The following is a 19,756-nucleotide window of genomic DNA, read 5'->3' as shown; positions in this document are numbered from 1 at the left end:
TTATCTGACATGCCCACCGAACATCAATTCTTTAACCGTGAACTCTCCTGGCTGGAATTTAATGAGCGGGTGCTCAAACAGGCGCTCGATAAGAGTCTGCCGCTGTTGGATCGGTTGAAGTTTCTGGCGATCACGTCGTCGAACCTTGATGAGTTTTTCATGGTCCGTGTGGGCGGGTTGCAGTTGATGACCCGTCGGGGGAATAACCGGCCGGATCCATCCGGGATGACGCCCAACGAGCAGTTGCAGGCGATTCGGACGCGGACCGATGCCATGTACGAGCAGATGTATCACTGCTACCGCAATGAGCTCGAGCCTCAGCTGGCGGCCGCGGGGATTCGTCGGATCCCGACTGACCAGATCTCGGCTCGCCAGTTCAAGGAACTCGAAAAGTATGTTGATCAGGTCATGCTGTCGGTGATGACGCCGATTGCAGTGACCGGGGCGGATGATTTTCCGTTAATGCTCTCTGGCTCGATCGCGGTCGCGGTCCGGCTGATGCCATCGGCTCGCATTGGGGGCGATCGCAATTTTGCCATCATCCCGCTCGGCCAGACACTGGCTCGGTTCTATAAGCTGCAGAGTCAGCAGTCGTATGACTTCCTGTTCCTGGAAGACATCGTCGGCATGATGATCAATCGATTCTTCCCGCAGGAATCGATTCTCGAATGTGCCCCGTTCCGCATCACGCGCAACGCCGACTGGAATATTGACGAAGACGACGTCACTGACTTCATGGCGGAAATGCAGGAAGTGGTCATGGCGCGTCGACAGTCGCATTGCGTGCGGCTGGAGATTCAATCGCCTGTCACATCGGTCATGAAGAGTTTTCTGGAAGAGACGCTGCAGGTCGATGAGGCGTTCGTCCAACTGGTCAACGGGCCGTTGGCGCTGTCGTCGATGATGTCGATGACGAGCATGCGCGAGTACGACACACTGCGAAGTCCCAGCTGGGAGCCGCGGGAGATTCCGGATATCGATGATCAGAAGACAATGTTCGAAAACATGCGTCAATGCGACGTCGCGATCCTGCAGCCGTACGAAGCCTTTGATCCGGTCATTCGACTCATTGAAGAAGCCGCGGCTGATCAGAATGTCCTGTCGATCAAGCAGACTCTATACCGCACGAGTAAGAACAGCCCGATCGTCAATGCGTTATGTCGAGCAGCTCAATCGGGCAAGTACGTGACGGCAGTCATCGAGCTGAAAGCCCGCTTCGACGAACAGCGAAACATCGACTGGGCCGAGAAGCTGGAACAGGCGGGCGTCCAGGTCATTTATGGCGTCAAGGAGTTGAAGACGCACGCAAAAGTCTGCGTCATCACCCGGAAAGATGAAGACGGCGCCATCGGTCGTTACATGCACTTCTCGACCGGAAATTACAACGAAATCACCTCCCGTTTCTACACCGATGTCTCTTACTTGACCTGCAATGATGACCTCGCGACCGATGCCGTCAACTTCTTCAACGCAATCACAGGGGCCTCGCTGCCAGGGCGTTTCCATTCGCTTGAAGCAGCCCCGTTCGGCATGCGAGATCGTATCTTGGAGATGATCGATGCGGAGATCGAAAACTGCGCGAAGGGAATTCAGGCGGTCATCAAGTTGAAGGTCAATTCACTGGTTGATTCGCAGTTGATTCAGTCGCTTTATAAAGCCTCGCAGGCGGGCGTCAAAATCGAGATTAACTGCCGCGGGATCTGCTGCTTGAAACCCAATGTGGCGGGTCTCTCGGATAACATTCGCGTCGTCAGTATTGTCGACCAGTTTCTTGAACACGCCCGTGTTCTGTACTTCTACCACGGCGGCGACGAGCGCGTCTTCATCTCCTCGGCAGACTGGATGCCACGGAATCTGGATCGACGCGTCGAGTTGCTGGTCCCGATCGAGGATGCCAACTGCGCTCGCAAAGTCCTCGACATGCTGAACTCTTCGTTGAGCGACAATACCCACGCCTGGGAACTCCAGTCAAACGGCAGCTACAAACGCCTGCACCCCAAAAACAAGAGCGAAGCCTATCGCTCGCAAGCGGTGATGTCTCAGTTGACAGATAGCCGTTTGAAAGAACACCAGCGGAAGAAGATGAAGGTGCTCGAGCCCCACTTGCCGCCGGAGAAGCAGTAGGTTGAATTACTCGTTCCACGGATTGAAGATATTTATCCCAGTATCGACGAAGTGTTTTTCATTTCGGGTAACTAACGTTGCTCCATGCCAGGCAACGATTCCTCCGATCATAACGTCACGAACTTCAACTGGTCGTCCAAGCTTGCGAAGTTTCGCTGAGAGAATAGCCGATTGAATTGCGGGACCTTCGTCGAAAACCAGGATATTTCCCCGAAAGTTCATGAGCAAAGTGTCTTCTAACGCGATTCCTAATTCTTTTCGGCGTTTGCCTTCAGGTAAATTTCAATCCCGTATTGAAGCTCGTACAGAGAAATGCTGGTCGTCCAGATCTCTTCCGATTCAAGCTCATCGATCCACCTGATAACTTTCTTGTCAGGAGTTGGAGACATCATCTTTGAAATGACGTTTGTGTCTAGGATATACATCAGTCGAATTCCGCTGGACGTGCTTGGCAGCCTCTGAGTTCCTGGATTTCTCCTTCCTCAAAGCCGACATTGCGAAAAAGTGAAGAGATCCTAGTTCCCAAGCCTTTACTGGAGCCCGGTGGAACTTCGACGAGTGAAGCCAATAATTTCTTCGCTGTCTCTTCGACACTCATACCGCGCGCCAGAGCCATGGATTCGAGTTTTTCCCGGATCTTGTCATCTAGATTTGTCACGAGCAGATCTGCCATAATTCTCCTCCTTTCAGTAACCATCATACGTCGCTTGCCGATGAAGTCGATCTTAATATCGACTTCGAACAGCGATTCTGTACAGGTAAAATATTCGCTCATGAAAACCCTCCTCCTCATGCGACATGCCAAGTCCTCCTGGGCGAATGAAGGCACGCCTGATTTTCAGCGGCCATTGAACAGCCGAGGGGAGCGGGATGCGCCGCGGATCGGGGCGTGGATGCAGGAGAACGGGCATTGTCCCGAGGTGTTGTTTTCTTCGACATCGACACGAACGCGCGAGACAGCTGCCCTGTTTCTCCCGGAGCTTCGCCCTGCCCCGTCAGTCGAGTATTACGACGATCTTTATCATGCGGATGTGCCGATGTTGACGCGCGTCATCCAGAAAGCCGATTCGCAGATTGAATCCCTGATGGTGCTGGCTCATAACCCGGGGATGGAACAATTGATCTCGTCGTTGAAGGGGAAGTTCGAAGAGCTGCCGACTTCCGCGTTGGCGGTCTTTCAGTTGGATATTCTCGGGTGGGATACCTTCTCTGAGGGCTCGAAGGCAAAGCTGCTGGGGTATGTCACGCCACACGATCTCGGATAACACCCCTCGGCAGATGAGGGAATTCTGGATACAATTGCGAAATCGCATCTGGTCCGACGTAGCCTGAGGAAATTCGTGTTTTATCGTCTTGTGCTTCTATTTACTCTGGTCCCGATCATCGATCTTTACCTGCTGTATCAAGTCAGCAACTGGATCGGGTTCCCGGAGACAGTGTTGCTGGTTCTTCTGACGGGCTTCTGGGGGGCTTACATGGCCAAACTCCAGGGGTTTCGTATTCTGCGTGATATCCAGACACAGATGGCCCGCGGCGGGATGCCGACCGATGCGATGTTCGATGGCATCCTCGTTTTGATTGCATCGGTGCTGTTGATCTCTCCGGGCGTGCTGACGGATGCCGTCGGGTTTTTGCTGTTGATTCCCCCCGTACGAATCATCACACGACAACTGCTGAAAGTCTTCCTCGCCAGATCAATGGTCGTCAGCTTTCAGAAAACGACCTTCGGCCCCGGCGGATCATCTGCTCCTCAAGCATCGCCTCAGCAGGCTCGACCGCAGCAGCCCGATATCATTGATGTCGAGTTCACACGCAAGCCGAACTGAAGTTGTCCGGGAATTCAGTCGCACCAACATCATAGTTCAGTCGGTGAAGGCAGGATGAATCAGTCATTGAAGCGCGTGGTGATCATTTTGAGTTTGATCGCCGTGTAAGTCACAACGCAAGCATGATCGTGATGATGAAGCCCAGACGCGCTGCTGTGGTGATAAAGAACTCTCATCCATTCACGTGGCTGAGCAACTGATCTCATTGCGTTTCTGAGTCCGCAATGACGATCTCCAATTACTCCTTTTTCTTCCGCTTTGCTTTCTGTTTGAGCAAATGCTCTGCGGACCACTCATGCATGGCGATCAGCGTCGGACGTAGCGTGAAGGTTAAGGGAGTCGCGGAGTATTCGACTTTCGGTGGAACTTGCGCGAAGATCTTGCGTGTAAGGAAGCCATCGGATTCGAGGTCGCGGAGCTGTTGGGTGAGCATTTTTTGAGTTATGCCAGGAATGCGGGCGCGGATTTCGGTGAAGCGTAAAGGTCTGTCCATGACATGCCAGAGGATGATGCATTTCCATTTGCCACCGAGCTTGTGAAGCATCAGCGCCAGTGCACACGCATCACCAGTATGCTCCGGGACGGGCCAATTGGTATCCATTCGAAACCTTGTTCCTGCAAAGTGCCTTCTTGCGAATTGATACTGTGATGTTACAGTTCTGAAGTATCGCCGGAAACAGGAATTTTAACTTCGAGAGTCCTCACAGGAACATGACCATGACGACGCATTCTGTTCAACCCTCTTTGTCACTCGACGACGCTGCTGTTCTGCTGGTCGATCATCAGGTCGGTCTGCTCTCGCTGGTGGGAGATTACGGACCGGATGAATTCAAAAACAACGTGCTCGCCCTCGCCTCCGCTGCCAAGTTCTTCAAGCTGCCGACGATCCTGACAACAAGTTTTGAAAAAGGCCCGAACGGCGTCATCCTGCCTGAGATTAAAGAGATGTTCCCGGATGCGCCCTTCATCGCACGTCCTGGTCAAATCAATGCCTGGGACAACGAAGACTTCGTCAAAGCCGTCAAAGCGACTGGCAAGAAGCAGCTCATCATCGCGGGCGTTGTCACCGATGTCTGTGTCACGTTCCCGACACTGTCTGCATTACGTGAAGGGTATCAGGTTTTTGTCGTTGCCGACTGCTCGGGGACGTTCAACACATCCGTGCGTACCGCTGCTCTGATGCGATGCGAACAGGCAGGAGCGGTCATCACCAGCTGGTTTGCAGTCGCGTGCGAACTGCAAAGAGACTGGCGTCGCGATATGGAAGGCCTGGCGAAGCTGCTGGGCAACCATCTGCCTGCCTACAAGAACCTGATGACCACTTTCAATGCGACTGCGAAGTAGGTCGTATCTGCGCATTGATCATAGCGGGATGGCGAGTCCATCAGAGCCGCCATCCCGCTATGCATCCTTACATCAACGAATCGACGCCACGCTCCTTGCATACTGCGGGAGTTTCGCGATCCTGATCGTTTAACCGCATCTTGTCGGCTGCTGCAGTCGATCTACCTCAAGGACAAAGACGTGACACAGATGCATGCAGAGCTCATCCTGCGTTCCGGCAGATTTGCAACGCTTGATCCAGACAATCCCGCCGCGACAGCAGCCGCGATTCGTGATGGCAGGTTCATCGCGGTGGGGAGCGATCAGGACGTCGAATCATATCGCGGACCGGCGACGAAGGTGATCGATCTTCAGGACCGCGTCGTGATTCCGGGCTTGACCGATACGCACCTGCACCTGATTCGCGGGGGGCTGAATTACAACATGGAGCTTCGCTGGGATGGCGTACCCAGCCTCGCGGACGCGCTTCGCATGTTGAAGGAACAAGCGCGACGCACGCCCGCTCCGCAATGGGTTCGTGTTGTTGGCGGATGGAGTGAGTTCCAGTTTGCAGAACGTCGTTTACCGACCCTTGAAGAGATCAACGCCGCTGCTCCCGATACGCCAGTCTTCATTCTGCACCTGTATGACAGCGCGCTTCTCAACAAAGCAGCGCTGCGTGCAGTCGGTTATACGAAAGAAACTCCCGAACCGCCGGGCGGACAGATCCAACGCGATAAGCAAGGTAACCCGACGGGGCTTTTGATCGCCAAGCCCAATGCGATGATCCTGTATAAGACGCTGGCTTTGGGACCGAAGCTCGATCCCGTCGACCAGGAAAACTCGACCCGTCACTTCATGCGTGAACTCAATCGGCTTGGCGTCACGGGGGTCATTGATGCTGGTGGTGGGTTCCAGAATTACCCCGAAGACTACCAGATCATGGAGTCGCTGCATCATAAGGGCGAGATGACGGTTCGCATCGCCTACAACCTCTTTACTCAGAAACCCGGCGGCGAACTGGAAGACTTCCAGCGCTGGGCGAAGATGACGCAGCCGGGAGCAGGAACCGACTACTTCCGTGTCAACGGTGCCGGGGAAATGTTGACCTTTTCCGCAGCGGACTTCGAAGACTTTCTCGAACCCCGCCCTGATCTGCCCGCCAGCCTCGAACAGGATCTGCCGGGTGTCGTGAAGTTTCTGGCGGAGAATCGCTGGCCGTTTCGACTTCATGCGACGTACGACGAATCCATTTCTCGCTTCCTGGATAGCTTCGAAGCGGTTAATCGTGATGTCCCCTTCGATGGACTGCACTGGTTCTTTGACCATGCAGAGACCGTCTGCACGAAGAACCTCGAACGAATCAAGGCTCTAGGCGGAGGCATCGCGATCCAGCACCGGATGGCGTACCAGGGCGAATACTTTGTTGATCGTTATGGCGCGAAGAAAGCAGAACAGACGCCGCCGATTGCCGAGATGCTGCGGATGGGCGTTCCCGTGTCCGCCGGAACCGATGCGACACGCGTCGCCAGCTACAACCCCTGGGTCTGCCTGTACTGGCTGTCGACCGGCAGAACTGTCGGCGGCTTAAAGCTGTATCACGAAGACAACCTGCTCAGCCGCGAGCAGGCGCTGCGTCTCTACACGCAGACGGCAGGCTGGTTCTCCAATGAGAACGAAGTTCGCGGTACGATCAAGGTCGGGCAGCTCGCGGATGTCGTGGCGCTCTCCGACGATTACTTCACTGTCCCCGAAGCGCAGATCAAGAGCATCACGTCTGTCCTGACTGTCGTCGGCGGAAAGGTTGTCTATGCGGATCAGCCGTTCGGCAAATACTCGCCGCCCGCGTTACCCGTCAGTCCGGACTGGTCGCCCGTGGGTGAATATGGCGGGTACTATCACGCGGCTGCATCGAGAGGGCATGCTTTCCAGATCGTCCAGCCGAATCATGGGCATTCCATGCTGCACAAGCTTCTCGGCGGAGGCCAGTCACAACAGCAATCCCTCTGGGGAACAACCGGCTGTGGCTGCTGGGCGTATTGATCTTTTCTTCCCTCATCATCGGAACCACTTATGAAGCCTCGTCATCTTTTGTTTGCTAGGTTAGCGACGTTCTGCTTGATGACAGTCTCTGTTGCCCTGCAAGCAGAGGACACAAAAGCTCCAGCCGAGAAGTCTCTGGCCGGACTTCATGGCGTAAAATTGACCGTCAAAGCACAGGGACCTTATGACGCCGATGTCCCGTTGCAGGTCGTCTGCTTCTTCAAGCACAAGCCAGCGGGCGACGTGACGAAAGGGGCACCCGTCGAGCTCGACAAGCGACTCGGCGGCGTCATCACCTCCCTGCGCAATCGGGGCGAATTCGTTGGTGATGAATTGGAGACGCTGTTACTGACGTCCCCAGCGGGAACCATCAAGCCGACGCAATTGCTGTTGATCGGACTTGGAGAGGAGACGTCGCTGGACCTCGCAACGATGGAGCGCATCGGGCGGGTGGCACTGCGACAGGCAGCAGCTGTCGGCGCGAAGAAAGTTGCGTTTGCTCCGCTACTCAGAGACCAGGGAAATGACACGCTGAGTATCGGCGACGTCGAAACCGCAGTCGTCCGAGGCATGCTGCTGGCATATGACACGGACAAGCGACTTCAGTCCGAAGGACTTGCCGCGAAGTATCAGTTGGAAGAATGGATCGTCGAAGCAGGCCCGGCGTTTTTCGATGAGACGATTATGGGCGTGCAGAAAGCGGTTGACGAAACGACCGCAGAGGTGGCAGAGAGACCCGTGACGAAGTATGCCACGAGTGGGAAATGACGCGGGTAACGAATGACAACGTTTACCCGATGATCACCCGTGGTCGGATCGACGGATCGATCTTTGCTTCCTGCAGCAGTTCATAGACCAGCCACGGCACGTTCCCTTCCCCGAAGAGCAGGAAGCGCAGGTTCATCTGCAGTGGGTTTTCGTCCGACCAGCCGAAGTGGACTTCCAGTGGCGGGCTTTCCTGCGACAGGAAGATCGCGATCTCCGCGATCACCGGTGCGATCGCTGAGACTCGGCTGAGCTGGATGAGGAAACGCCCACCTTCGGACGTGATCTTCATCAGCGGTTCCTGGTAGAAGTCGCTGGGGTCGCCGACGCTGGCTTCGAGGAAGACGATCGGAATGTCATCAGTGATGTGGTGACGGGCGCGGATTTCTTTTTCCTTGTCGTCGATCGAGCGTCCAAACGGACGGTGAGGGACGAGAACCGGAATGTCGAGGTACTTCAGAGTCTCCCAGAGAAACTGTGTCTGCTGGTCGGCATACTGGAAGCGAACCGTTCGCAGTTCACCGGCACGCATGAACCGAGATAGCAGCGACAAGAAAACGATCGCAACAATAAAGAAGATCGAGATGATCAGACCATCGGGTTTCTCGATGATGATCGTGATCGTCGTGTAAATGAAAAGCAGCGTGATCACCATGGAGCCGATCAACGGCAAGACATTCTTGCGGTGATGTCTCCAGCGATCGATCGTCACTGCCAGACAGGCGGAAACCATCAAAACCATGACCCCGGTCGCATACGCGCCCCCCTGGGCTTCGACATCGGCCTGGAAAATGATCGTGACCAGAACACAGGTCCCCAGAATGACAAGGATCATCGGCTTCATGCGATTGATCCATGTCGGAGCCATACCGTAACGAGGCAGGTAACGTGGGATCAAATTGAGCAGTCCCGAGAAGGCGGAGGCCCCTGCGAACCAGAGGATGACGATCGTACTGAGGTCGTAAATCGTTCCGAAGATTTCCCCGGCGAACGGCAGGAACTGATGCGGACTGTCGCTGTCACCGTGAGCCAGATAGGCCAGAGCGCGATTGATCGCTTTCCCGCCGTGATGCAGCTCTTCGTGAGGGATGAGCAATGTGGTCAGCAGAGACGATCCGATGAGCATGACCGACATGATGAGTGCGGCCGTCAGCAGCATCGTGCGGGCTGCTTTGATCCGGCCTTTCGGTCTGGCTGGGTCGTCATCTGGAGCCCCTTTCACCAGCGGCATGATCGCGACGCCAGTTTCAAATCCGCTCAAACCCAGGGCAAGTTTCGGGAAGTACAAGACACTGACCAGAATCGCTGTCAGTAACCCTTTCCCCTGAAAGACGGCATGCTCGACTTCCCATTCCCCGGCGTTGATTTCCTTCATCCAGTTCGATAACAGTTCCGGATGGCCGAAAATATAAGTGACCCCAAAGCAGATGAGAATCAGGTTGATCACGAGGTAGAAAATAACGACCGCGACCGCCACGCCGATGACCTCGCGAAAGCCGATCAGAAAGATCCCGCTCAGCGCCAGAAGAAAACACAGCGTGATGAGAACCGGGCTGTTGAATGGAAAAGGCAGGCCGTGGAATAACGGATTATGCAGTAAGTGCTCTGTTGCATCCGCGGCCGAGAGAGTGATCGTGATGATGAAGTCCGTCGCGGCGAACCCGAGCAGCGAGAGAATCATCAGCTTGCCCAGCCAGCCCGAAAGCAGGTGCTCGAGCATTTTCAGCGAGCCTTGTCCTTCATGCGATTGTCCTGCGACATACCGATAAATCGGGACCGCTCCGAACAACGTGATCAACACCAGGAACATCGTCGCCAGAGGCGCAAGAATGCCCGCTGCCGAGAACGCAATCGAGGGTTGATACGCAAGCGTACTGAAGTAATCCACGCCGGTCAGGCAGAGGACGAAGTACCAGGGAGACTGATGATGCTCGACATGCGTATGAGGTGCCGCAGCGGTCGCCGGAAGAGCAGCCGCATCCTTCGGCTCGGAAGATGCGGGAGTAATGTTATCCATTCGATCGTCGCTATTCAGGTACAAAGTAGATGAGCATGTTGGCTCTGAACTCTACTTTAACGATAAGCGGAAGGGGAATGCCAGTCAGGGGAGAGAAGAGATGGGAACGAACATTTGATTAACAAGTGTGTGCCACTGCTGGCTTGCCCAGCAGTGCAGTTTTCAAAGTTGGTAACCGAAGGCTCCATTCCGAATTCAGTATTCCTTGATTGACTTCATTCAATAACTACGTCTCGTAGATCTTGTTTGACAGCAGGTCGTATGAGTACGATCAGCGAATGGAGAAAGCCCATCGAAAGACAGTCAAGCATGTCCATGATCCAGGACATTTGCACGAACTGACGTTTTCGTGTTACCGCCGATGGCCATTGCTGATGAAGGATGAGTGGCGACAACTGCTGACGGAAAGCATTGATCGGGCGATGTTCGGACATCAGTTTTCCCTGATTGCATTCGTGTATATGCCAGAGCACGTCCATTTGCTTGTTCTGCCACAAGGCGACTCAACAGTCGACGTGTCTAAGCGGATCTCTGAGCTACTCTTTGCAATCAAGCGACCGTATTCCTATCGAATCAAGCAATTGCTCATAGAATCCAATAACAGGCTTCTCCATCGTCTGACAGTTCAGCAGCGACCTGGAAAGATGACTTTTCGATATTGGCAAGAGGGGCCAGGATTTGACCGAAATATCTTCGGACCAGCAGCTATTCAAGCCAGTATCAACTACATTCACAATAATCCTGTTCGACGCGAATTATGTGAACGTCCAATCGAGTGGAAATGGTCAAGTGCACGCTGGTTTTCTGAACCGGAAAAGATTCCGGATAGTGATTTACCTCGCCTGACACCTCTGCCTCCAGAGTGGAGCCTTCGATAGTCTCATTTGAATTCGCACTGCTGGGCAAGCCAGCAGTGGCACACACTTACATTTCACCTAATAACCATAAACAACCAGAGGTCTCCCCGAATGAATCAGCTCAGCGTATTGCAGTCTTGCCTGGATATGAACATGAACCGCGTCATCGCGCAAGTCGAAGCGGTCGCAGGGAATCCCGAACTGCATGATTTCCTCAGCTGGCGGATTGCGCCCGGTCGTGCTCATGCGGCCTGGCAATGGACCCACATCGCAGTGACGGAAGAACTCTTTGCCTGCGATCGACTCGTCACAGCCCACGAGCGAGCCAATTACAAAGACTTCTGGGACCGTTTCCGCGGCGGCAGCTCGCCGTCCGATACCGACGTCCCATCGTTTGAGACCATTCTCAAGATGCTCAAAGACGCTCACGAAACGCTGCGAGAAACGCTCAAGACCTTCACCGACGAGGATCTCGATACGAAGACGATGTCAGTCCGTGATAACAATCAGTCCCTGCGCATGTGGATCCAGATCATGATCTATCACTCAGCCCACCACCATGGCCAGGTGCATGCGTTGTTGAATGTCTTCAAAGGGCAGAAGTCGTAGAGCCTGTTTGAAAAATGAAACAATTGGGAATCCTTCACCACGAAGTTACGAAGGGCACGAAGGTTCACAAAGAAGAGTTCGAGTTGAGAGTTCGACAGAAGTGAATCTCCCTGTAATTCTCGAATCGATCAGAATATAACGGACTCCATCTCCGGATTTCCTTTGTGAGTCTTTGTGTCCTTTGAGCCTTAGTGGTGAATCCCGTCAGCCGTTTTACAGCAAAGGGAAGATCGACTACCGAATCACCGTCACTTCCGGCCCTGTTGCACGGTTCATGCCCTGCATGGGGCTGATGCGGACATCTTCGGTCGCGACACGTTCGAACTTCTCAGGGAAGCGGATGCGGTAGACCGTGAGGCGATCATCGGTCGAGTCACTGCCGCCGGCTCCGGTACTGTTTTGTCGGACGACTTCCACAGCGCCGTATTGTTCGAGTTGCTGCTGCTTGCCGGAAATGGACAGGACATACGCCTCGTTCGCGCTAATGTCGCTGGAACGCAGGAACGACAGGTTATGCAGTGGCTTGACTGTTTCCGGCAGATAGAACTGGCAGAGGAAGGCGCGGTGAGTCTGGAAACCGAGGTCCATCAGCAAAGGCGTGGACTGTGCATCATGGACAGCACCAAAGTCTTTGGCGACTTGCTGGCAGAAGCGGGCGTCGAGGCGATTCTTGTCGATGTAGTGACCTGAGTAGACGTGGCCGAACAGGTAGGCTGCAGCGGTCACGCCAAACATCGCGGAAACGGCATAGCGTCGATCGGTTCGCGTAATCCCCCAGGCCAGCATCAAGGCAGCGACTGGGATGGTGGCGATGAGTCCCCAGGTGGTGCTTTCCGGGCCGGGCAATTTGGAACGGAGAAGCACGAGCGCTAAGCAGGCTGGGGTCGCGACGCTCAGCAGGCTCCAGGCAGGGTGTTTCAACCACGTCGGCCAGGCATGCATCCACGCCCAGGCCCGGACCAGTCCGATGCTCCCGAGCATCGCCCACGGGACAAGGCCATGCAGCAGGTAATGGTGATGCTTCCCGGCAGGAATCGAAAGGACAGCAGGCACCAGCAGAGCCCAGCACCAGACGAAGCGCTCAGCGGAGGTGGGATCTTTCCAGGCCTTCTTCCAGGTCATCACCATGCCCACCGGAACGAAGAAGGTCCACGGGGCGAGCATCCACAACATGTTGACGGGGTAATACCAGAGCGGCTGGTTGATCGCTGCGTACTTGCCATCGACACGTCCGCCGAGGTCAAACATCCAGACATCGACGACATCGGGATAACGGAAGTAACAAGCGACTGGCCACACAGCAGCGACCGCCAGAGTCAGCAGAACACCCCACACCGACAGATACGGCTTGAGTCGTGCGTAATTCAGCTGCAGGACGATAAAGCTGACACAGGGAATCAAAGCCAGCACCATGCCGAAGATGATCCCCTTGCAAAGGTTCGTCAGTCCCAGCAGCAGGAAGAAGGTCAACATTGCGGAAGAACGCGTCGTGAATGGTGCGAGATACCAGGGAGACTTCGTCGTCGGCTTGGCGTCTTCACCGTTGAACTCCATGTGCACGAACCAGGCAATCACCGCCGTGATCACTGCACACAGGTAAATCTCGTCTTCCGCCAGCCAGGCGTACTTCGTGAATTCGCACATCGTTGCTAAACACAGGCCGGTGAGCAGACCCATATTGCGACCGAAGAGTTTCGCAGTTGTCCAGGCAGCCATCAGGACAATCAGGATTGCGACCAGGACATTCCCCAGTCGAGCGACGAAGTGTGTTTCGAGTTCGCCAAAAGGAACCGCGAGCGCCGTGCTGATCCACTGTGGCAGCGGCGGGCTTTCCAGCCAGGGAGCTTCGCCCGTCTTGGGGACGATGAGATCGCCATCAGCGAGCATCAATCTGGAAGTCTGGGGCAGAACCGCTTCGTGAATGCTCAACGGGCGTTCGCTGATCAGACAGATGCCGAACAGGACTGCGCAAAATGCGACGAGTCCGATGAGATCCCAGCGATGCAAACTTCGATCGTCCATGATCAATCCAAAAGGAAAATGCTGATCCGTCAGCGTGTGGAGGGAAGAGAGTCGATTACTTCAAGACGCCCGGCTCTTCGCTGGCGACTTTGCCGGGTGTGTTCTTGTCAGGTGTATTGACGACCGCCAACTCGGCCCACAGCAGACCGTGATCCGAGCCGCCATGGTCGATGATGCCCGATTCGCGAACCCTCAGGCCATCGATGATCATCCAGTCGCGTCCATGACCTTCGCTGGCGAAGACGTTCCGACACCCGGTTCTGGCAAAAAATGAGATCATCGCGGTCTGGTCAGGCGTCGTATTGAGGTCGCCGATGAGTACCTTGGGAGAGGCAAGACTCTCGAAGACAGAAAGAACCATTTCCAGCTGTCGGTCATGATCGACTCTCAGGTCGATGTGTGCCCCCATCAGATTGACGGGCATGTTGTCGACGACAACTCGAGTCAGCATCGCTCCGCGGTATTTTTTGCCTTGAGTACATGGCAGAGGCAGCGTCGCGATGACATCATGATGTCGTCGAGACAGCAAGGCGTTGCCAAAGTGGGGTTGAAACCATTGGGCTTCGACAGGCAGGAAAACGCTTCGCATGTAAAGTTGCTCAGCCAGGCTGGCCGCCTGATCCGGGCTATACCCCCACAGGCCGCTGCGAACTTCCTGCAGGAAGACGATATCGAGGTGTCGGGGAATCGTGTTCGCTGTTCGCTTCAAGTCGAAGACTTCGTCGCGACCTTTCCCGCTGTGGATATTGAAGGTCCCGATACGAATCGAGGAATTGGACAGTTCGCGGGATTGAGAAGCAAGCATCAGCATGCCGGAGAGGTCAGCTTCGCTGCTTTTGGAATCGTCGCCAAGCGGTGGCAGCTCGGAGAGTTCATAGACTCCTCCCCCTTCGACACCCCGACGACTCCCTCCCCATCCGATCACCAGCCCCAGCAGGAGGACCCAGGCAATGACGCCCGATCCCAGGATGCGGCGCAGACGAGCGGCTGGCGTCATCCGTGATGTCGGTGAAACGGGAGTCATGGCGGCGCATCCTTGCGACACAGAGAATTAGTGGTCCAAGATCCCGGAATTCCAGAATCGAGGCGGGATCGTACTCGTTAGGGGAAGTTGGCGTCAACATGGCTCCTGAGCAGAACATCGACGCATGGACATCTCTGCCGATCCCCAGAAAATCCCATTCCATTCAACGGCGTGGCTATTATACTGAACTCATGCGACTTCCGAATGAACAAGACTCCTGGAGTGCTTTCGTGTCTTCGACTTATGTCCAACGCCTCATCTGGGCGTTCACTTTGATGGTGTCTGGGGTGACGGTGTGTGTACTCGATGTCTCAACCGCCTCGGCTCAGAATCCGTTCAAAGACCTGATCAAAGACATCTTCGGTCGTCCTGGTGCGGGGAAGAACGATGCCCCCAATCCTGACCTGATTCCACAGGATGAAGATCCGAATCGCTGGATCGCGCGAGATTACGTCGATCAGCGGGCCCCCTTTGCCCGGGATGCCCATCAGCAGATTCGCAGCCTGAAAAAATTGATGGAGTCCGACCAGTGGAAAGATGCCCTCGACGGGCTGCAGCGCATTCTCGATGACGATTCTCACCAGATCGTCTCCAATAAGAAGGGGGACGTCATCTCCGTCAAAGCAGAAGCCATGGCGATGCTGCTGTCTGCCCCCGATGACGTCAAAGAGCTTTATCAGTCTCAGTATCAGGGACTGGCCGCTCAGATGCTCGCAGACGCAAAGTCCAACAGCGATTTCGAGCAGATCCTCGCCGTCTCCCGTCGCTACATCGCAACCCCGGCCGGTCGTGAAGCCGCACTGCTGGCAGCCGATTTCAATATCGATCGTGGAGAAATCCCGTCAGCGGTTCGCATCTATGAGCAGTTGATCGATTTCAATCTGGTTGATCTCAACGATGACGAGCGACGCTTGAAGATCGCCTATGCCTATAAACTCCTCGGCGATGCCAAGCGTTACGACGCATTCCTGGAGAAAGCCGGGCTGTCGAGCGAAACCCTTCTTAAGCGAGGCCAGCAGCAGAAGTCCCTGTCGGACTGGCTGACCTGGCTGGATCGTGGTGATTCCAACTCGATCAAAATGGTTTCCGAACTTCATTACCCCGGAGGCACGCCCGATCGACTGTCTCGACCTGTCACCGGCGAGCCGATTCTCGTGCCACGCTGGTCGAACGAGATTCCCCAGCAACCGGAGATCCGTGACGAGACCGAGATCATTTTCGATCAACTGACAACCGAAGGAGAAGCTTTCCCGCCCACTCATCAGTTCGTGACGTCAGGAGACATCGGGGTTATTCGCAACCTGCAGGGAATCGTGGCGTACAACCTGAAGACTGGCAAGCAGATCTGGGAATCGCAGGATCTGATCAGCGTCGAACATCAGTTGTGTGGCAAGCCGACGAAGACCTGGATGCGTTCACGTGGGTCACAGAAATCGGACTACAGTTACTTCATCGTCGACCAGGAGCATACCGTTCAGGCTCACCCGATGACGAGCTACCTGTTCCGCGACCATGTCTCTCAGTCCCTGTCGACGGATGGGCAGAATGTCTTTGCCCTCTCGGAAGGAGTCGTGCTGACGGCTGATGTGGAGAACAATTTCTGGCGCGAGGTCTCTCCTGCGTCCAATGACCAGTTTCACCGCGACTGGTCGTCTAATCGAATCTCTGCTTACAACATCAAGGATGGTTCCGTCCGCTGGATGATCGGCGGCTCGAAGAGAAACGAATCCTTTGACCTTCCGCTGGCTGGAACGTTCTTCCTGGGAACTCCGACGCCGGTCGCCAATACGCTGCTGGTCATTGGCGAGAATGAAGGCGAAATCAACCTGTACTGCCTGGACCCATCGACCGGCAAGCCGATCTGGTCGACGCTGCTGGCATATGCGGACATCAAGATCGAATCAGACGTTGGCCGTCGCTGGTGGACCGCCATGCCAGCCGTTTCTGAGGGACTGGTCATCTGCCCGACGACCGTCGGCTGGCTGGTTGCAGTCGATCTCTACACCCACGAAATCGTCTGGATGCACCGCTATCTCGGCATCCAGCCACAGGAACGCGAGTACCAGCAGCTTCATTATGCCATGACCGACCTGATCAAGCTGTCGGATCGCTGGGCCCCTGGTCCCCCGATGATCGTCGATAAGAAGGTCATCATGGCGGCTCCGGAATTTGATCGCCTCATCTGTCTGAATCTTCATGATGGTTCGAGAGTCTTTTCGGACATGCCGCGCAAGAATTACACACGAGTCCTCGGCGTCGTCAACGATCAGATCCTCCTGAGCGGTGCTCACACCATCACTGCCGTCGCGATGGATGTTCGCAAGCGGATTGTCAAAGAATTCACGTTTGATCAGCGTGTCGGCAACCTGACGAGCGTTCCCGTCGTCACGGGCGATTCGATCTGTTTTACGACGACTCAGAACCAGCTGTATCGATTGCCGATTGAATCCGGCTGGACGTTCGACGATCTGACCAGCCAGCCATTCCGTGAGACGTACCGGGCGATCGGGAACCTCTTTTTCCACCAGGGGAATCTGTTCCATGTCGGGCCGTTCGCATTCACATCCTACGAAGACCGCAAGGAACTCGAGACCCAGATCGCCGAAAAGCTCGACCGCAATCCGTCCGACGCCTGGGCGATGCTCAAGCAGGCTCAACTCGCCTTCAGCCAGGGTGATTCCGTCAAGGCGGTTGCCTGTCTGGAGCAGCTTCACATGCCCGACCTGCCTGCGGAATTCGCCCTGCAGTACCGCCAGCAGATGATGGCGGCGCTGATTGATATCATCGACTCGGACCTTAAAGACCACGATGAAGAATTCAATCAGCTGGCAACCTATATCGGCAGCGATGAAGAGAAGCACCAGTATGCCCGCTTAAAGATCCAGCGTCATCTGGCACGCGGGGAAAGTGGCGACGCGTTTCATGATCTGGTCAAGCTCGCTGCCTCGCCGCTGGAGACGCCGATCAAGCTCGATACTCGCCATGAAATCCGCATCAGCGAATTGCAGTGGGTCGCAGCGCGTCTGCACGAACTCGCTTCGTCCGCGGATGCACCAACCAAGTCATTAATCGACGCCTATATCACCGCTCACATCAGCACACCCGAAGACCAGTCACGGTTGATTCGCATCCTTTCAACTCATCCTCTGCTCGAGCCCATCCTGCTGCAAGTCGCGAAGCGGCAGTTCGCGCAAGCCGATCAGAATGACGAGAGCAGCGAGATCGGCCACTGGAGCAACGCCGAAATCATCTGCTTGAAACTCATTAATTCTGCCAACACAACGATCCGCTCGCAGACGCTGGTTCTCTACGCCCGGAAGCTGATCGACCGAGGCTTCCTCGCTCAGGCAGAACGCATCTACAAGCGGCTGACAGATGATGTCCTGGTCGACAGTAAGCTCCTGAAATCTCCCGAAGTCCAGGCGATCAGAACCGAGCTGACGAAAGCACCAAGTATCAAGCCGATCAATCAGCTGTGGGGTGGCAAGTCGTTTTCGATGAACCGACTGGGCGGACATTCCTATCAGTCCGGGACAGGTGAAGTCGTCATTCGGAACATCGCGGAGGCACCTGCGAATCGTTTCGCGATGCATTATCTGGTCGGTTCGTCGCGACTGGTGATCGCCTCGGCAGATGGCACAACCTATGCCTCGATCCCCCTCACGACTCGCGGCGACGATTACTATCACGAAGGCGACGTGTCCGGCTGGTATCTCGGCCATAACCTGATTCTGGCGTATGGCGGGTATCTGCATTGTGTCTCGCTGTCGGAGAAATCATTGCTGTGGTCGCATCCGGTTCATGTCCGTGTCAGCGCCTATGAACTCAGCATTGAACGTGATTCCAATTTGTACCTCATGCGTCAAACCCGCGGCGTCTCTTATCTGCTGGAGTCGATGACTCCCCAGGCGATCCCGGGCATGATTGCCTATCTCTCGCCTGACCTGCTCTGCTACTACGGCACACGCTCGATCATCGCGATCGATCCGTCGACGGGCGAATTCCTCTGGGAGCACGATAAAATCCCTCTGGGCACGACCGTCATCGGCACCCCTTCCTTGCTCTACTTGTTCGCCGATGATCCTGGCGAGAGTCGTCTTCTCAATCCCAGAGATGGTTCGATCGTCGCTCAGCCCGAGCTCGCAGAAAAGCTGTTCCCTGCTCTGTTCGAGCAGATCATCGCCGTCGTTGATGGTCGGTTCATCACGATGAAAGTCGACAACCGGGCCTTCCTTGGCTTCTACAAGCCGTCCGTTGTGACCTGCTGGGAACCAACGATCAATCCGGAAACCGGCAGCTATTCGCTTCAAGCGATCTGGCAGCAGGAGATCGAATTCAAAGACTATGTCGGCAGACTTGATCAGAACGCCCTGCTGCTGCTCTCCGGAGTTCCCGAGGGAGCTTCACGTGCAAGCGCAACGACGGAACGCGAACTCCTCAGGCTCGATCTAGCCACCGGCACACTGCTCGATCTTGGCACGGTTCCGGCATCCGAAGTCAGCGGCGTTCGTCAGATGTTCCTTCTCCCCGACGGCGACCAGGCCTACCTCGTCGTCAGTAAGTCGAACACGTACAGCAACAGTTACCAGAACAATTACTACGATCTCAACGGCATCACGTTCTCCGGCAAGGTCTATGGCCTCGATGTCGCCAATCGCAAAGTGATGTGGTCGCAGAATGTCCGCCAACAGACGTTGGTCCTCGACCAGTACCGCAATAGCCCTCTGCTCGTCATGATCAACCGTCGCGGTCTGAACAAAGAAGACATCTTCATCAACGAACTGCGAATCCAGGCGATCTCCAAGCCGACCGGCCAGCATGTTCTCGACTACAAGACAACGACCTACGAGAACTTCCAGTCCGTCAACGTCGACCTTCACGCACAGTCGATCGAACTGGCCACCTACGACACCCGCTACCGCATCCAACTCGATGAAAACGCCAAACCCGTCCCCCAACCCGGCCCCGCAACAGAAACCCCCGACGACGACTCCCGCAACCCCAACGACGCCCTCGATTAACAAACCCAGAGGGGTTGCTCAGGGTGGTCCAGCCGTTCATGGCTGGATCGGCGCAGTCGACAAGAAGCATCGCCATACGCCCCCAGATACCCGCACCACATCATCTCGAAACGAATCCGCCTGCC

Annotated in this window: 15 protein-coding genes; 9 read left to right on the top strand and 6 right to left on the bottom strand. The window is 55.3% G+C overall.

Translation table 11 applies throughout. The features are described from left to right. The first annotated feature begins 9 nt into the window (after positions 1-9). Complete coding sequence (ppk1, locus tag SH248x_RS09360) at positions 10-2,124, top strand: polyphosphate kinase (protein ID WP_459558269.1); 2,115 nt, start codon at positions 10-12, stop codon at positions 2,122-2,124. Positions 2,125-2,372: 248 nt separating this feature from the next. On the opposite strand, the gene SH248x_RS09355 is transcribed toward ppk1, so the two are convergent. Both SH248x_RS09355 and SH248x_RS09350 read right to left on the bottom strand, forming a co-directional pair. Then, the gene (locus tag SH248x_RS09355) at positions 2,373-2,549 is read right to left on the bottom strand and encodes a PIN domain-containing protein (protein ID WP_459558268.1); all 177 of its coding nucleotides are present in this window, start codon (positions 2,547-2,549) and stop codon (positions 2,373-2,375) included. After that, complete coding sequence (locus SH248x_RS09350) at positions 2,549-2,899, bottom strand: hypothetical protein (RefSeq protein WP_459558267.1); 351 nt, start codon at positions 2,897-2,899, stop codon at positions 2,549-2,551. Before SH248x_RS09350 ends, SH248x_RS09355 begins: the two co-directional genes overlap by 1 nt. On the opposite strand from SH248x_RS09350, the gene SH248x_RS09345 reads away from it, so the two are divergent. Continuing rightward, positions 2,898-3,389 carry a SixA phosphatase family protein gene (locus tag SH248x_RS09345; RefSeq protein ID WP_459558266.1) on the top strand — a complete coding sequence of 164 codons (492 nt, stop codon included), beginning with the start codon at positions 2,898-2,900 and terminating at the stop codon, positions 3,387-3,389. The two genes, SH248x_RS09350 and SH248x_RS09345, sit on opposite strands and share 2 nt — an antisense overlap. Positions 3,390-3,464: 75 nt before the next feature. After that, on the top strand, positions 3,465-3,950 hold the full coding sequence (locus SH248x_RS09340) for an FxsA family protein (protein WP_459558265.1): 486 nt from the start codon (positions 3,465-3,467) through the stop codon (positions 3,948-3,950). A 238-nt stretch (positions 3,951-4,188) separates the two neighbouring features. Here SH248x_RS09340 and SH248x_RS09335 read toward each other — a convergent pair whose 3' ends face one another. After that, positions 4,189-4,551, bottom strand: coding sequence for a winged helix-turn-helix transcriptional regulator (locus SH248x_RS09335; RefSeq protein WP_459558264.1), 363 nt, complete (start codon positions 4,549-4,551; stop codon positions 4,189-4,191). Positions 4,552-4,667: 116 nt separating this feature from the next. Between SH248x_RS09335 and ycaC the strand changes: the two genes are divergently transcribed. From ycaC to SH248x_RS09320, 3 genes are all read left to right on the top strand, one after another. Next, on the top strand, positions 4,668-5,294 hold the full coding sequence (ycaC, locus tag SH248x_RS09330; protein ID WP_459558263.1) for an isochorismate family cysteine hydrolase YcaC: 627 nt from the start codon (positions 4,668-4,670) through the stop codon (positions 5,292-5,294). Positions 5,295-5,483: 189 nt separating this feature from the next. After that, positions 5,484-7,316 carry an amidohydrolase gene (locus SH248x_RS09325; protein WP_459558602.1) on the top strand — a complete coding sequence of 611 codons (1,833 nt, stop codon included), beginning with the start codon at positions 5,484-5,486 and terminating at the stop codon, positions 7,314-7,316. Positions 7,317-7,394: 78 nt separating this feature from the next. Beyond that, positions 7,395-8,084 (top strand): macro domain-containing protein, encoded by a 690-nt coding sequence (locus SH248x_RS09320; protein WP_459558262.1) that lies wholly within the window; start codon positions 7,395-7,397, stop codon positions 8,082-8,084. Positions 8,085-8,106: 22 nt separating this feature from the next. On the opposite strand, the gene SH248x_RS09315 is transcribed toward SH248x_RS09320, so the two are convergent. After that, positions 8,107-10,098, bottom strand: coding sequence for an APC family permease (locus SH248x_RS09315; protein WP_459558261.1), 1,992 nt, complete (start codon positions 10,096-10,098; stop codon positions 8,107-8,109). Positions 10,099-10,376: 278 nt separating this feature from the next. Between SH248x_RS09315 and SH248x_RS09310 the strand changes: the two genes are divergently transcribed. Both SH248x_RS09310 and SH248x_RS09305 read left to right on the top strand, forming a co-directional pair. After that, the gene (locus tag SH248x_RS09310; protein ID WP_459558260.1) at positions 10,377-10,976 is read left to right on the top strand and encodes a transposase; all 600 of its coding nucleotides are present in this window, start codon (positions 10,377-10,379) and stop codon (positions 10,974-10,976) included. Between the two features lie 132 nt (positions 10,977-11,108). After that, on the top strand, positions 11,109-11,564 hold the full coding sequence (locus SH248x_RS09305; protein WP_459558259.1) for a DinB family protein: 456 nt from the start codon (positions 11,109-11,111) through the stop codon (positions 11,562-11,564). 234 nt (positions 11,565-11,798) lie between these two features. Here SH248x_RS09305 and SH248x_RS09300 read toward each other — a convergent pair whose 3' ends face one another. Then, entirely contained in the window at positions 11,799-13,586 is a 1,788-nt protein-coding gene (locus SH248x_RS09300) for an ArnT family glycosyltransferase (RefSeq protein ID WP_459558258.1), read from the bottom strand. Between the two features lie 55 nt (positions 13,587-13,641). Continuing rightward, the gene (locus tag SH248x_RS09295) at positions 13,642-14,610 is read right to left on the bottom strand and encodes an endonuclease/exonuclease/phosphatase family protein (protein WP_459558257.1); all 969 of its coding nucleotides are present in this window, start codon (positions 14,608-14,610) and stop codon (positions 13,642-13,644) included. Between the two features lie 230 nt (positions 14,611-14,840). Here SH248x_RS09295 and SH248x_RS09290 point away from each other — a divergent pair, with 230 nt between their 5' ends. Beyond that, positions 14,841-19,631: an outer membrane protein assembly factor BamB family protein gene (locus tag SH248x_RS09290; RefSeq protein WP_459558256.1), complete on the top strand. Its 4,791-nt coding sequence runs from the start codon at positions 14,841-14,843 to the stop codon at positions 19,629-19,631. The last annotated feature ends 125 nt before the right edge of the window (positions 19,632-19,756 follow it).

The organism is Lacunimicrobium album (assembly GCF_052161635.1).
GTDB lineage: Bacteria > Planctomycetota > Planctomycetia > Planctomycetales > Planctomycetaceae > SXPC01.
The sequence above is the reverse complement of the archived record's forward strand: the minus strand, read 5'-3'. Positions and strand labels throughout refer to the sequence as shown.